The following is a 15,335-nucleotide window of genomic DNA, read 5'->3' as shown; positions in this document are numbered from 1 at the left end:
CTCCTTCAAGTGGGGTTAGCCTGAATAGTAGACAGAGAAGAAGCGGACACAAAGGCAGAACGGGTATGTGTCCACAAATGTAGATTTGCAATAGGGCGGACAGCACGGGCCATCCACCCGACGGCGTCGCCGACCAAATGTCCAATTCGATGGAGTGAGGATTGTGTTGGATAGGACGGTTCCAACACACGGCCGTGACGGTTTGCAATAGCAACCAGACAACCGGTAGCATACGAAGACCATGTCTCGAACCATTGACGGACACGGCGGATGGTGGATTCGTCCGCCCCCACTGAAGGGGATGATTCGGTAATGATCTGCTCTATACTTTCTCGGTCATAGCGCTTGTAGGGCACAAGAATATCTGGGAGTTCGTGGTGGATACGATGACACTCCGTGCAACGAAGGCGCCGAATGATAAGGGTGAGTTGGTCACCGTTACTCTGCGTATAACGTCTACGTCGGCTTCCGCATACAACAAGTTGGCCCTGACAGCAAGGACACGGGATGCATTCCTCACTCCGAACAAAAAACTCGGGTGGACTGCTCAACGAGCTGATAATCTGATAGAATTACCATACGAGTTGGGGACGTTTCCTGTTGCACTGTTCGGGCGGTGCAACGCAAAAGGAGACGTCCTTTTCCATTCCTAGGATAAGGACATGATATACGTCAACTCCTGGACAGGCAATTCAGTCAACTTTCGGCCATTATGGATTGGCCAAAACACCATAGCTCCCTTTGCATCAAACATAAACCCCTCTGGAGAATACCGTGCACTAAAACTACCCATACTGACAGTTGGGAACGTAATGCCTTCCCTAAAGGCATAATCACCGTTATAATTGTGAGAACGAATTCGTCCAGTAGTTGGATCAATGTTGGTTTTGATGGATTCACCATCGTTCTCCCAATTCACCACTTTCTCCATGTTTCCATACCATTTTCTGTATTCTCCACCCTTTTGATATGGAAACCACTTTTTCCTCGACTCAACGGCTTGCTGGTTTGTTTTTATACCAAACCCTATTTTCTGTAATGAAACCTCATACCAATTCCTTAGAAACCGTTCATTATCCGCTGTTGTCATACCTTCTCTTGTAGTTATATATCGTTCAATGGTAGTCCCTTCGAAAAGTTTAATTGCAGTATAAGTCAGCCAGTACGCAAAGATACTGTCGGGTATTTTAAGAAAATCATCGATTTCTGCAAAATAAGCATTATCTTGCTCGAAGAACCATTGCTCTTTCTGTTCTAAGTGATCAACCGATCCAGGTTTTTTGTGTAGTTTTTTAAATACGGAGCGATAATCACTGATTTTATCGTTAAAAAAGACGAAGGCTGTTGTCCCAAAGTCTGATCCGAAGACCCCCCTACCAAAGTGTAACATGTTGACGAGTGTTTTATTTGTAATTAAATGGGTTCTCAACCTCTCATAACTTGTCGAGAACATCCATACAGGGATGTTGATCATGGATACCATCCCCCTTAGATTGCAAAAGTGGAAGACCTTCTCCATAAACACGGTGCTCATATCCGACTTTGTATCGGGGTAGTTTTGTTTCACATAAAAAGACAATTCAGGGTTCATACCGCCACTGCCCATGTAGGGGGGATTGGTGCATACCACATCATACTTATGGCTCATCAGTCTTGCTTGCATGATTAGTCCAGGGATCTTTTCTAATACTTCAGATGTATATATCCTTTCAAGAAGATCGCCCTGATAATCCGAATCACTTGCAAAGTGTTTAAGCCTTTCGTCAACAAAGTCCAGATCCAATTGTTCGATCTTCAGAATCGACCCGTAGTTCTTTGCGTCCCTGAATGTATCTCTAAGATGATGCAAAGTCTCCCGTTGGGCATTCTGTACCAGTTGCGATGCCGTTTTGTCGACCAGCACGTCAATAATCTCATCCGTCATCCAGTTACTTTCCTGAATTGCACAGATGTTCGGCTTGATGCCTTGCCCAAATACCCTACGTGACTTCTCTCTTGCCTTCATCATGACAGCAAACGACGCTAACTGCGCCGCACGGTCGTCTATATCAAGCCCAAAGAGATTCTTCTCCAGAATCAGCTTGGGAATCTCATGTGGAATGTACCCTTTTTCAAGATACATGGCGTAGAACACATCAAATGCATAGACCAGGATGTGCCCACTTCCGCAACATGGGTCAAGGAAGGTAATGCTTTCTGGATCGATGTTCTTGCGGCGAATCTTTTCGAGTTCGTCTTTCACTTGTTGCTCTTGTTCAGCCTCGTCCAAGAAATACTTCCACTCTGATTTCAATGGACTCTCTGGGTAGCTCTCCAGCCATAAGCGACCTAATGAATTTTCCACCATGTATCGCACAATCCAATGCGGAGTGAACAGTTGTGTCGCCGCAGGGATGTTTTCCTTGCTGATTTTGATGTTCTTCTTTAGATCGGCAAAAACCTGATCCTTCTTTTCCGTAATGTAGTATTGATAAAGCCATCCAATAATCTCTACCTGTTCCCAATCATGTTCAGGGATCGCAGTTACGTCTGTCATAGCACGCAGGAATGAGTCTTTTGCGAGCAATCCCTCTGGGAAAAGAATCTCCTTGTAGTCCTCAATGGTCTCGAACATGAAGGGAAGGTACTTGTTCAAGTCGTTGCACTGCTTGATGACCAAATACTTGAAAAGCTCTTCCGTTTTGTTGTGGAGCTTTAGATCGTACACGAGTTCTTTGTCGATATCCAGGTCAACGGACAGGGCTTCCTTGATAATGTCGGGTTCTGGGTTCCCTGGCTCGGAAGAGGATAATACCCTTACCTTGGTCGGCAGATAATTGTTAACTTCCATGAAACGCAGGGCAATGAAACGGTTGAACCAGGTATAGGCAACCTCTTCCATGACGTTCTTAAACCCAATCTCCCGAATACGCTGAATCAGCTTATCCCGCTGTTTCTTTTCCACAAGAGATAGCTGTTTCCCGTCAATATAGATGGCATCGGAGCTTTCAATCTGCGCCTTCTTGATGCCTTCCTCCGTGATACCAATCTTCAATGCCCTGGCTTCAACCTTTTTCAGCAATTCTTTTCTCGCACTGGTCGCGAAGTACTTCAAAGCCGTTTTATTCATAACCATATCCACCTGTCCGTTGTAATGAAAAGTCCGAGCCTCTACTCATTCAATCGACTAACTCTACTTCTTTGTTGCCCTGGATGATCTGCTTCAGTTTGGCGGAAACCGTACCAAGTAATTTGTCCACGTCTTCTTCCGTCCGAAGGGTTCTTACCGCAAGGAGATTTCCTACCTTAACCCTTTCCTTCTTAGGAGTAGGGATTGGCTCATCGGAACCATCAGATCTCCCTGATTCCTTAGTCGTGATTTCCTGCTCTATGACCTCATCTTGTGCCTTTCTAAAGTTGGCACTCTGCATAATGGACGCATCCACCTTGAATATGTCCACATAGCCGTTGATGGTCTTGAACAAATCCTCGTAGTAAGACCGTATGCGATTTTTCGTCCCCTCAGATACTCCATCCTGATTTGCACGAAGGGTCAAGTAGTCATAATCCTGTTGGATTGTTGCCTTTGCCGCTGACTTCTTCTCTTCCAGTACAGCCTGGATTTGCACATCGATTGTATTGACCAACTCAGGAATGTCCTTGATCTTGTTATACGGTATGGGATCATTCAGGATGGCTTGTAGTTTTTTAGCGGCATCCTCAATCGGCATGCCCGCGAGATACACCTCGTTCTCCGAATACCGTTCAAATGCCCGCAAGCCGTTGTCGAAATGATCCTTCTGGTGTTGGAAGAAGCTCTTCACATATGAGACATCCTCTTCCCAATCCAAGAGGTTGTCTTCCAGGTCTCGGAGCTTCGTAAAGAACGAAACACTATCCAGTCCCTTCGTGAATTCGCCGAAATACTCCAGCCCTTTGTCCAAAAGACTCAGCCCTGGATACTTTCGCCCTTCATACTTGCTCTTTAGCTCATGGATTTCCCTAACCTGGTCGTCGATTAACTGACGAATGTCCTTCAGTAATCCGTCTTCATCATCGGCGACATCCGTCCTGTTGAACACTTCCTTGCAGATGTTTCTTGCCGTTTTCAACAACGCATCGTCAACCTTAACTCGTTTCAGCACAATGACCTTATCCACTTCACTTGCCTTCGTTAAGGCAGTAAGGGTGGTAGGGTCTTCAGGCTCCAGATACTCCGCATTGTAACGAAGCCGAATGCGCTGTTCTTTAAGAAGCTCCGCAATCAGTCCTGCGATATCAAGTTCTTTCCACCCATACGGTTTATCCTTAAAGCGATCCAACAGAATCTTTACTCGCACTTGTTTCTTGATATCATCCTGTAGACTGATGAAGTCGAATACCTCTTTGATTGCCAAAGCATTCTCGTTGGACTTTGACCCGTCCAAGGTGATTTGTGTGGAGTCGCTCCTCAAGAGCGAACTCAGGTCTTTCTCAGAATCCAGGAATCTCTTTACAAGTCCGAGCTTCGTATATACATTGTCCACCAACTCATGGAATGCGGCGTTGATTTTGTCTTTAACCGTCGAACCTTTCACTTCGAGCTTGTTGCCATTGATGAAAAATTCCCCGTCCTTAATGGCATCCTCAAGCATCTCACGAACGCGACGCTGACGTTCTCTTGCTTCACCCTGTTTCGTATTCAGGATGTTCTGGATGTTCTCTGGGAGTTGTGCAGGGTTCTTCTTCCTGAGATACTCTTTGATCTTAAGGACTTCTTCCATTTCGTCCGTGTACGCTCCGCTCGAACCGAGCTTTAAAATCATCTCGCTACTACCCGAAGACAGGAGCATCAATTCTTGATCTGACTTCGCATAGTGCTCAGACAAGGGTGAGAGAATGTTAATCCCAATCGCTGACGTTTGACTTCCGCGATTCTTCTCGTCCATTTTTTGATTGAACGAGAAGGTGTATTGCGACGAGTATCGATATTTGTTCCCTTCGTAGAGATCGTCAAAGATGAGGTCGGCGAGTTCCTTTTTCACCAAATCCTCTTCGACCTTGGTAGCCTTGATTTCGCGGTTCACGTCTTGTTCGTCATCTGTTAGGAACTCAAAAATCTCGCCGTTCTGTTGAATCAGCGTCTCTCGGACGAGTTTGCGTAATGAAGCCGCGATCTTTTCCTTCAATGCCAGCTTGTCTTCGTCGATACTTGTCACCATCAGAGTGGCGATGTTGTCGATGTTGGCAGGAAGCTCCTTGATGTATTTGATCAAGAAGAGGGTTTTCAGCACGTTCGCGTTGAATTCGTCATCCTTCAAAGAAGGGTTTTCATACGCGCCTTCGATTACTCTCACAATCGAAGGGGTCAAGAATTCCTTAATGGTATCGTAAAAGGCGTAGAAGGGGACAAGTACACCTTCTTCTGCATCCTTAAACTGCAGTCCAGATTCCTGGAACGCGGATAGCATCGACCGTTCCCCTTCAGCCAAGTGCTTTCCTGAACTCCCATGCTTACGCACTTGTTCGAACACGTTCTGTAGGAGCTTAAACTGATAAGGGAGGAAGGGATAGACATCCGCGAACTCCCTTTCATCCGTATAGCCCCTGAAATCAGCCGTTGCCTCCTTGAAGCTGATCAAGTTCTTCAGCGTGGCACTCTTGTCGTGATAGAGCAATTTGAGCATATCTGTGGCATGATCTTTTTTGAGCAAAATACGCTTCTTGATGACTTCATCGACCGAAACCGACGACAAGGACAAGCGAGTATCAAACCGCCCCTGAATGCGGGAAAAGTCATCGCCCTTCACCTTGATGATGCTGTCGATGCTTTCCTGGGCAGTGACCATAATCCAAACTTTACCCTTGCACTGGGTTCCCAGGTCTTCCGCCAGTGTTTGGAGATTGAGCATCAGCTGACGGCTGTCTCCGATGTACTGACCGATTTCATCCACCAGGAAGATGAGATGAAAGTTGTTGCCCTTCTGTTCAACATACTCCTTTACCTCTTTGGCGAACTTCTCGATGCTGATTTCGAAGTTATTAACACCGTTCTCAAACCAGTTTCTTGCTGTCTCTTCCGACATGGACGTAACTTTCGTCAAAGCACCAATCACATAGTCTGCGTCAAAATAAAAGGTGTTTCGCCGATCTACCCATTCCTCACCAGACAGGGCTTTGAACTCCCGCTTGAAGTCCTCATACACGCCCTCTTTGGTGAGATACTTTTCCATCTCCGCTACACCTGGAATGTCGCCATAGAAGCCTTGGTGTTCGTAAAACACCTTCAGAAACACCCGAAGAATGGCATCTTCTTTGGACTTGTTGTCGAGCGAACTCTTTGAGTCAATGTTGAACAGAATGACTTCGGTATCAACATTCGCGGTTCGCGCCATGTTTGCCAGAATCAGCGGGTCTTGAATCTTGTCCTTGAAAAAATCGACTACCTTCCTACCTTTGACCTCCTTATTTTCCAGTAGGTAAGAGAGGATTTTCAGAAAGTGCGACTTACCTGACCCAAAGAAGCCCGAAATCCAGACTCCCATTTTATCGGTGGCACCATCGATGCCCTTCTGATAGTTTTCATAGAACTTCGAGAAGTGCTTCAGCAGTTCCCTGGTGACGACGTACTCGTCGAGTTCCTGAAACTTGTTCTCCTCATCCGTTTGCGCGACCTTGATGACACCTTTGATGTTGCGTTCCAGATCCTTCTGAAACATTTGCTTGATTTTCACGTTGGCTCCCCCTACCCGTTAATCCACCAACCGAAACGCTCGGTAATAATTGTCGTCCTTCATGCGATTAAACAGTTTTAGCGACAGCCCATCGTATGTCCCTGGAAAGAACATGATGACGGGGATTTTGTCCAGAACTTCTTGAAGGTTATTCAGTATGTTATGGGAGCGTACAAATGGATAAACCTTGCCGACTCCCGTAATCAGCACCACGTTATGGTCATCGACTTTCTCTCTGATTTTTTGTAGAAACACATCGGGTTTGGCGAAGTTGACCATTGCCTTGAACAAGGCTTCCTTCCCCTGCTTCTCCTCGATCTGAAAGATACGTTCAAAGACCCGCTTCTCCTTGGCAATCTCGATCATGGTCTTGTATAAGTCAATCTCGATGATTCGACGATTCGAACCATCATGACTGAACTCCTTCATGATGTGGCGCACGTAGTCTCGCACAATAAGCTCATGCTCAGGGGGATAGTCGAACACATAAAAGCTGATCTCGTTACCGAGACCTCTGCCTTCGAGAAACTTGTCCTCTTGAATCTTGGGGATTATCTTATCCAACCGTTTATGTAAATCTGAGATACTGTTCACGCCACCCATTCCCCCATAGCTTTCACGTAGGCAATGTCCCCGATGTGCACCAAATGTCGCTTCAACTCTTCATCCATCAGAATTCGGTTCAACTCTCCTGTTTTCCTATCCCTCACGATTCCCGCATCAAACAGCACCTTCACGTAGGCTTGTTTCAGCCTATCGACCGTCTTCTCTGTCCACAACGCGACTGTTTCGTCCTGCTCCGCCTTCGCGGTAATGAATACATTCACGTCTTTCCTGTCGAGATGATAATCGTTGCGTTCAAACTTATCGCGAACAACTTCGTTCATAAACTCGAAAAACAAGCGGTCTGTCTTCATAATCGCATATAGATTGATGATTTTCCCCGTCTCCAACGACTTTTCGATGACCATTTGACGTAAGGTGTCATCCAGCGCATTGATTCTGCGTAATACAGAAGGGAGACTGCGTTTGATGCTTGATTTAACCTTATACCCGAACAGGTTTTCAGCACGAACCTTTTCCCGTATCTCTGAATCCTGTAGCCCCTGCTCTTTTAAGAGCACAACCTGCTTCAATTCGAAGAACAAAAATGACGCACCCGTTAAAGTGCAACTATATTTCGACCGTTCTGGCATCACTGATTTCCTCCATGGGATGTGGATGATGAATCATCCTGTAGCAGTCCGTTCATCTGTAAGATTCGTTCCACGACTACAAGCCGTCTCTTACCACATTGTTGCCTCAAAACGGTCGTAAAATCTCCATTCTTCAACACTTTATCTGGGTTATTCGTATAGATATCCTGGACATTTTTGAAGAGAGTTGCTTCATCCACTTCGTCTTGCCAATAAGCATCCACAATCGAATTGAGGGCAAGGGCAAGCTCTCGTTGAGTCTTATAAAATAGTTTCAGGTTCATGGCTACCCCCACCACGTCAAACGCCATTTACTCGTTACATATTTATTATTCTATTCTTATTCAGGGAATCTCACAAGAATCGCAAGTGTGTATGAGATGGGAGACAGAATATCCTTTAAGGGGCTGGGGAATTGGTCAAGATACAACTTCGTATGCAGGTGGGGCACAAAACTGTTTTTAAATAGCATGGTACTCGATGAATAATGTCTGGCTCTATGTATCGGCGTTGGTCTCCCAACGCCTTTTCTCCCCCTGCTTTTTTACACCATCTGATTCTCATACTGCAGGATGTCGAACAACGGATAGCTAATGTGTTTGATCATCCTGCTGAAAACCTGTGCCAATTCATCAACTGTGGCTTCCACCGTGTCAAACGCTTTGAAATAGCACCCGATGGTATTGTCTTGCGCCTTGATCCTTTCATCGATCTTTTCCCGCAACAACCACGGTTTTGCCGCGAACAGATGAAATAACTCGGTGTTCGATTCGTCAAATCGCAACTGGACAAAAGCCTGGTTCCTTCTGTTTCTTGCTGAGATGTAAAACTGTATGCCTGTACGCCCACCGCCAAGGATAATTGTGGCGTTATCCTCGACGAAGTGCTTTTCTCGTTGCAATGTCAGGAAATTGGGCACAGCCTCCCGCAACCGATAAAGCAGGTATCGATTCACGTCTACACGCTTCGTGAAGTCGAATTCTTGGCTGTTTGGAACGGGCTTCGGGCTAAGTTGCTTGTATAGCGGATGTTCAATGGTTTTGACGACCCGAAGTAGATTCGGAACCTCGCCCAACAACCCCAGGGAGCCGTAAATCTTCAACTTGTGCATGGAGTTGAGCTTTTCAAGTGGTTCCATGATCTCATCTTTAATCCGAACCAACAGCAGTTTAATTGGTTTACCACTGCTACCCACTTGTTGCTCCAATTCTCGAACATGCGTGACCTGGAAACCAAGTGCCAGGTACAGCAACATCGCCCCTTCATCCAGTGCATCGATTAGGCTCAAGAGCCGCTCCTGGTGGTAGCTGTCTGATGTACCAAGCCAAAGTTCTGCAACGGTGGGCGTTCCCATCACCTTGTCATAACCTACAAGATCCAGCTTATATCCCTGCCAGTATGATTCGAGCAAAAGGTCGGTCAATCCACGACCCACCACATCCTCCAGTAGGGACTTATGCTCCTTTAAATACAGTGAAAAAATGAACTCACGTTCGCTTCCTTTCAAACTCATAAGATAAGCCTCCCTTGTGTTTCCCTAAACAAAGCAGAGAGAACCCCGATTAAGGAATCCTCTCTGCCTGGTTCACGGTTATTCCCGAATCAATCTAAGAAACTCCCGCACCTTTTCGATGATCACGATGCTATCCCGCACCTTGTTCTTCCCGTCGAGGTCACTACTCATCACCGTCTGCAACAATTCAGCGAGACTGTCCTTCATGGGTTGGGTCGCCTGAATACCATTGCAAATGGTGTAATGGTGCGTGAGCACAAGCTCGATCACATCTTTTTCCCTTTGCTCCTCTTCGGTCATCTCCATGAGTTCTTGAGGTGCGACCCCAAGAGCGGGAGCTAACTTGTAAATGATTGGCACACTCGGAGCTTTTCTGTGATTCTTCTCAAGTCGGTTGATGTAACTCGGTGACACCCCCGTCATACGTTCCAAGTCCTTGAGTGAGAGATTGAGTTGCTTTCGCAAGTACCGAATTCGCGCCCCTACTGAATCAGGAATTTCACGCTTGCCATGATCGTCTCTCAAATCTGTTCGCCTCCTGCAATGTTTCCCGCAAAGGGAATCCTGGTGTATTTGTGAATCTATTTCTTCTACTCAAGAGGCATAGAAGTTATTCGGTCGTGGAGTTGGGAGAAGGGGTGAATTGAGCAAAAGGCAAGATATCAGGTAGAGGTGTCATTGTGTAGGCTGATAGAAATGACATCGGAGGCATAGAGCCAGTAGATTGGTTCAAGGGCTGATACAGCATCGATTCCCTTTCAACATCATGAAACGGTTATGTCGGAAGAAACATATCCATATCCACAAATTGAAGCATAAACTGTGACACAATCAGAATCAGAAATGTTTACATAAGATGAACCATAAATGCTTACATTTGATAAACGGCAAACAAGTCTATGACCATCTGTAGGCACATGGATGAAGTATCTACGACCTACATTGTGCAATACTTCTTAGTGACTGCAAACAAAAGCGTCAGTTTGATCAGGTGATGAGCGGTGCTTCCCCGTCATTGCTGATCGAATAGATGAGCTTTGGAAAGAACAAATAAAACCGCATGCAAAAGGGTATTTGTACGCTTAATACGAATCTCTATATATCAGTCATTTTACGTCTTTCCAAACCATTCTTTTGCCGACTGGTTGATTTTATTTATATCCAACCCCAAGCTTACATTTGGGTATTCTTCTACGATTCGCTCAGCCAAAGAAAAATCATTTGTGCTTGAAAACACAAACCTCTTTGCTAACAATACTTGAAGCCCATTGTATAAATTCGTCGCGTCGGAACGCAGTTCAACAAACTTGCCATCACAAGCAAGGTACTTGTGGAAATGAGTTGGCTCTCTCAAAATTAGTAGTAAGTCTGGGTTCAGCGGAAATAAAATCTCAATCCCTGGGACACCATATCCAGACATCTTTATTTGCTTGGAAATATGGTTATAGGCGACCACTGGATTATCTGATGTATAAATTGGTTCCTCTGAAGTTCTGTATGCAACGCACCAAATGTATTGCGCGAGAATGAAGCACAGTTTATCGACGACCGCTTCGGTGAACAAGATCTCAGCATGATGAAGGGACTGTGCTTCCTCCTTCATTTGAACACGCAAGCCTCGCAACTGTCCTGATTTTACTTGCGTTTTCAAATACGCTGTCATGAGCTTCTCTTGAAACTCAGTTAACATTTCACGAGCTTTTGGAGTACGCAGTAGTTGCAGAACTATGTAAATAACCAAGTTACCCCGCTCCTCTGGAGAGAACAGAGTGAGCGCGGACAACTTCATCCGTGGTGTCATATAATAACTACTGATCACTTTTTTAAGAATTCTGCTAACGACGTTTTCTAATTCCGAGAAGATTTTCTCGACGACTTGTGGATCATCTTCAAAATCCAATTCTTTAGATTCTACAGGAGGTAAATCATAGAAAAATCTCTCTGCCGCAATGTTGTTAACTGAGCTTGGGAAACTCTTTCTTACCTCCTTGTCAAAAACGAATAACTGTGCTCGCTTATCAGGGCGTGAAAAGTGTTTTAGATACATCCTCGGTACATAATGTTGAAGAATAACCTTTTGACTATCGCCCATTGATTATCACCCATTAACAATATTACTAAACTGTACGTACTTCGTCAGACTATCCCCAATTCAAAGCCAGGAACGATGGACATCCGAGGGGATGGATAGGACATCACGGGAGTAATGCGTTTGGACTACCAACCAGACCGTATTTTCGGTCCAATATAGTTCACGAAAGGCTCTCCTATCACTTCCCTGAATATTGGAAGTCAACTGGGCTAAGTCATGATGACGGGTCTCACAATCAACGCGAACATGTCCCACATATGGCGTACATTCACTGTCTTCGCGCCGCAAACCCCTACTCCGAGACTTCTCGCCTGCGCCCGCTTCCCATCCACCACCATCCACGGGGAGGGGGAGGCTTGTATTCGGCATATGGGAGGTGTGTGGAGGGGTTATCGCATTACTCTTGTTACTTTTGAAGTTTACTTTTATCTCTTTCACGTTTTTTCCTATAGGTCTACAAACACCCCCATACCCCTCCCAAAACTGGATGAGAAGTACCCATATCCCCCCCGTCCTGTGGATGCTTGTGTCTTGAGCCATTTGGAATGGGAGTCGTTCGGGCAATCGTCGTGTGGGTGCGGTCGGCGGATGCTGACGATGCTCCAAGGTGTCCAAGAAAGAGTAAAAGCCTGCCCTGTCCAAGCTGACCATCGTAAATGAAACGATAAGTTAAAGTGAATGTTATGCCAAGCCGCACTGAACTTTAGAGCACGTATCGTGTTGGTACGCAAACACCCCTTCGATGAAGCATGCCCATTCAAGTGACCTTCACCCTCCCGCCCTTACACCTGGGTACTGCAACATTACAGCGAACCGATACAATGCCTCATGTTGGTCGGCAAACAGCGTTCGCATCAGGTCTGGGTCGCTACCGACAAACGCATAGGTTACATGGGTCTGATGTTGGAATGTCGCACGGAGCCGCTTCAGCAAGATCTCGTCAATCTTGTGGATCACCTGAAATTCGTGGAACCAAACAACCAACCTCGCTTTCGATTGTTCTGGGATGCGTTGCAGGAGGCTTACGCTTTCGTCCAGGAGTTCAAGAGGGCTTTCTTTAACACTCTGCACATATGGTATGTCCACAACGTCTTTGATTTTGGCACGGATCTCAGGTCGGGACAGACTGTCTATGAAGTCGTTTAGGGAGGAGTTCGGTAAGGCGCTAATGCCAATACGTAATTGAAGAACCGTCTGCAACAATAGAAGCGTCAATTCCTCAATCGTTGAGACGTTAGACAGGTCTATCTCAGCCGTATAGCATCCCCGCGCTTCCAGCCTGCTCAAAACACCGCGCGCCAATAAGGTGCTACTATGATGAGGAAGCGTGAATGTGACACTGCAACCATCATATAGCCGCTCTTCAAGCTCCCGTACAAAACGGTCATATTGAGCAGGCGGTGCGGGCGCAATGCCCTCGTGAGTGTTCGTCATGACAGTTCGCTCCCAGTATCAATAATGCACCCAACTTGAATATTTGCAATAGATGTTCGGCTCTGCCCCGTTCAATCCCTACACCCTGTTTCCTGATTTTAGTCCTGCTCTTTTCGCTCTTTCATCCAGTGCTTCCTCAGAAGTTCTTCCGCCCGTTCTTCTCTTGCCGCTTTCAAGTCCAAAACGAAGTCACCACTATCGCCAGGCTTATCAAAAAATCCACAGATTTCATCGGCAGTGAGGAGTTTTACGAGTTCCAATCCGTTCTCCTCCTTTTTGCACTATATACTGGGTCAAAGCTTGTGGGAATACGGCACAGGGGTTCCCTCAGCCCTGCGTAACATTCGCCCTGAAATGAAGAAAAGGCGGCATCTCGCCACCCTCGAACAAATCTTTTTTCAGCCCCACTTCACAACGGCAGGGGGTCTCCGCTTTACCACTTTCAGATGATTCAAGCTGGGTTCTCACGCTTAACGGTGGTGAGTCACACGACTTTTTGAGGCACGGACAGTAAAACGGGCTTAGGGTCAGAATCCCTTTTCACTTCCATCTTGTCCCATCACTCATTACCTGTGCGTCATATTCTCTATTTAACCTCTCCGAGACGCGCGGGGAGCCTTGCAATCTGAGAATAGCAGATGGAGGGCATTGGATCAATCGGATTTGGTGAAGGGATTCGGGCGGAAGATGTTAAGGAACGGAAGACGTATCAGGTTCCAAAAGTACAAACAGAACGGTTTATGGAAATGACATCGCTTATGTATCCATAACGTGAAACATTTATGTATACATTTCTTGAACCCTATACAACTCACCCCTGTTTTCTGCTCTGATTGATACTTCCTGTCCTATGAGCATCCTGACAAGGTTATTTCTCTCACATTGAACGACTTTCACATCGGGGATCGTCTATATAAAGTCATCGTTGTTGGTGTGGACAGCCCACAGGACATGAAGGCTCTGATTGAAGCAAAGCTTGAGAAGTGATAGGAATTGGACTTTGCAGACAGAACTTCAGGGATTGCAGGGTGTAGCAGGGACAATACGAGGTGATGTCGCATGTTATTGCTGACGAGTCTCCTGGACAGACCAATAGGCATGAGTGCGGCATCAATATCTCACAGCGCAACTATGGAATCCTGGAGATGGTAAAATTCGAGAAGGCACTCAAGGACTTCATTGAAGTAACTGGGAGTACACCATAATGGCAGGGATTTGTCCACAATTCCCTCTGCCCAACCAGGTTTACTCCAGAACGACTCCCCGTGACTTCCGCTCATAAAGTCGTTGGTCAGCAACGTCAAGACAAGAAATCCAATCTACTCCATCCTGCCCTAACGTCGCACATCCGACGCTGACGCTGTACTCTTTGTCGGCAAACCAGTCCATCACACGCTTGGTGATGGCTTTGATATTCTCGCTGTCCATTTCCATCGCAAACACAAATTCATCCCCACCGAAACGGGCGGCAATTCCTTGCTTTCCGATTTTCTGCCGAAGTGTTTGAGCCACATCCATGAGGATCGAGTCCCCTGCAAGATGACCCAGATTATCATTGATATCCTTAAACCCATTCAAGTCAAGCATGCCAAGAATCAAGTGACCTTCGTGTTGGCTTTGAATGCGATTAAATTCCTGTTCAAATCCCCTGCGATTCAAAATATCTGTCAACGGATCGTGGCAACTTGCATGCTCTGCAATACGTCGGGTTACCAGCATTTCAAGAACAAGTGAGATGTGGATTGCACAAGTCTCCATGATCTCCGCATCCCTCTCATCAGGGACAGTCCTGCGCCCCAGAACCATTGCACCGACACAACTACCCCTCACCACCAGCTTCCAAGCCCCGACAGATTGAACACCAGCATCAAGCCAGACCTGTTTCCAGACTGGCGGAGCTTCTTCGACAGGGAGCCACGATTCACTGACAAAGTAATTTTCACCAGAAAACCATGCACCATCATCGATAAAGCGAGTTAACTCAGTTTCAGAGTAGCCTAATCCCCATGGCTCGTACACGCGAACTGGCGCATTTATGACACCATGAACAAGTGGTTTTCGATATACAAACATTCCTGCTTCAATACCAAACGTGTGCTGTAACACATCAGCCACCTTGGTAAATAAATCCCTACCCCGTTCCAATGATGCCCAGTCCCGTGATTGTTCGATGAGGGTCATCAATGAATGCATATTGACCGCCCCTAACACACAAAAACACACCCGTTCGAACCTGGGTGTGCCGCATGTGTATCCGATTAACGGCAACCTGGCAGGCATGGCGTAAACGCTGTAGCCCCATGGCTTTGTGCCCCGTCCTTTAGGAACGGTTTACCCTTTTCCACTATTGAAGATTTTACCCTCATAAGAGTCAGGAAACAAGTGCTAAAAAGAGAGCAAGGGACGCT

12 protein-coding genes and 1 riboswitch are annotated in these 15,335 nt (G+C 46.2%); all 12 genes read right to left on the bottom strand.

Going from position 1 to position 15,335, the window contains the following annotated elements; all coding sequences use genetic code 11:
• Positions 1–5: 5 nt before the first annotated feature.
• A complete protein-coding gene (locus tag K1I37_RS21700) occupies positions 6–551 on the bottom strand; it encodes a DUF6431 domain-containing protein (RefSeq protein WP_081653889.1) in 546 nt (181 codons plus the stop codon).
• Positions 552–649: 98 nt separating this feature from the next.
• On the bottom strand, positions 650–3,109 hold the full coding sequence (gene pglX / locus K1I37_RS02045; RefSeq protein ID WP_242215965.1) for a BREX-1 system adenine-specific DNA-methyltransferase PglX: 2,460 nt from the start codon (positions 3,107–3,109) through the stop codon (positions 650–652).
• 49 nt (positions 3,110–3,158) lie between these two features.
• Positions 3,159–6,692 carry a BREX system P-loop protein BrxC gene (gene brxC, locus K1I37_RS02040; RefSeq protein ID WP_021297234.1) on the bottom strand — a complete coding sequence of 1,178 codons (3,534 nt, stop codon included), beginning with the start codon at positions 6,690–6,692 and terminating at the stop codon, positions 3,159–3,161.
• Between the two features lie 18 nt (positions 6,693–6,710).
• Positions 6,711–7,286 (bottom strand): DUF1788 domain-containing protein, encoded by a 576-nt coding sequence (locus K1I37_RS02035; RefSeq protein WP_021297235.1) that lies wholly within the window; start codon positions 7,284–7,286, stop codon positions 6,711–6,713.
• Entirely contained in the window at positions 7,283–7,888 is a 606-nt protein-coding gene (locus tag K1I37_RS02030) for a DUF1819 family protein (RefSeq protein WP_021297236.1), read from the bottom strand. The genes K1I37_RS02035 and K1I37_RS02030 overlap by 4 nt, the downstream gene beginning before the upstream one ends.
• Positions 7,888–8,172 (bottom strand): TIGR04540 family protein, encoded by a 285-nt coding sequence (locus K1I37_RS02025; protein ID WP_021297237.1) that lies wholly within the window; start codon positions 8,170–8,172, stop codon positions 7,888–7,890. Before K1I37_RS02025 ends, K1I37_RS02030 begins: the two co-directional genes overlap by 1 nt.
• Before the next feature lie 260 nt (positions 8,173–8,432).
• Complete coding sequence (locus K1I37_RS02020) at positions 8,433–9,401, bottom strand: hypothetical protein (RefSeq protein ID WP_021297238.1); 969 nt, start codon at positions 9,399–9,401, stop codon at positions 8,433–8,435.
• 78 nt (positions 9,402–9,479) lie between these two features.
• The gene (locus tag K1I37_RS02015; RefSeq protein ID WP_021297239.1) at positions 9,480–9,926 is read right to left on the bottom strand and encodes a helix-turn-helix domain-containing protein; all 447 of its coding nucleotides are present in this window, start codon (positions 9,924–9,926) and stop codon (positions 9,480–9,482) included.
• 586 nt (positions 9,927–10,512) lie between these two features.
• Entirely contained in the window at positions 10,513–11,493 is a 981-nt protein-coding gene (locus K1I37_RS02010) for a DUF4238 domain-containing protein (protein ID WP_021297240.1), read from the bottom strand.
• A 768-nt stretch (positions 11,494–12,261) separates the two neighbouring features.
• A complete protein-coding gene (locus K1I37_RS02005) occupies positions 12,262–12,927 on the bottom strand; it encodes a hypothetical protein (RefSeq protein ID WP_021297241.1) in 666 nt (221 codons plus the stop codon).
• A gap of 98 nt (positions 12,928–13,025) precedes the next feature.
• Positions 13,026–13,187 (bottom strand): hypothetical protein, encoded by a 162-nt coding sequence (locus tag K1I37_RS02000; RefSeq protein ID WP_021297242.1) that lies wholly within the window; start codon positions 13,185–13,187, stop codon positions 13,026–13,028.
• A 985-nt stretch (positions 13,188–14,172) separates the two neighbouring features.
• Positions 14,173–15,120, bottom strand: coding sequence for a GGDEF domain-containing protein (locus tag K1I37_RS01995; protein WP_021297244.1), 948 nt, complete (start codon positions 15,118–15,120; stop codon positions 14,173–14,175).
• A gap of 67 nt (positions 15,121–15,187) precedes the next feature.
• Positions 15,188–15,273: riboswitch (cyclic di-GMP riboswitch) on the bottom strand.
• Between the last annotated feature and the right edge of the window lie 62 nt (positions 15,274–15,335).

The organism is Alicyclobacillus acidoterrestris (assembly GCF_022674245.1).
Taxonomy (GTDB): domain Bacteria; phylum Bacillota; class Bacilli; order Alicyclobacillales; family Alicyclobacillaceae; genus Alicyclobacillus; species Alicyclobacillus acidoterrestris.
The sequence above is the reverse complement of the archived record's forward strand: the minus strand, read 5'-3'. Positions and strand labels throughout refer to the sequence as shown.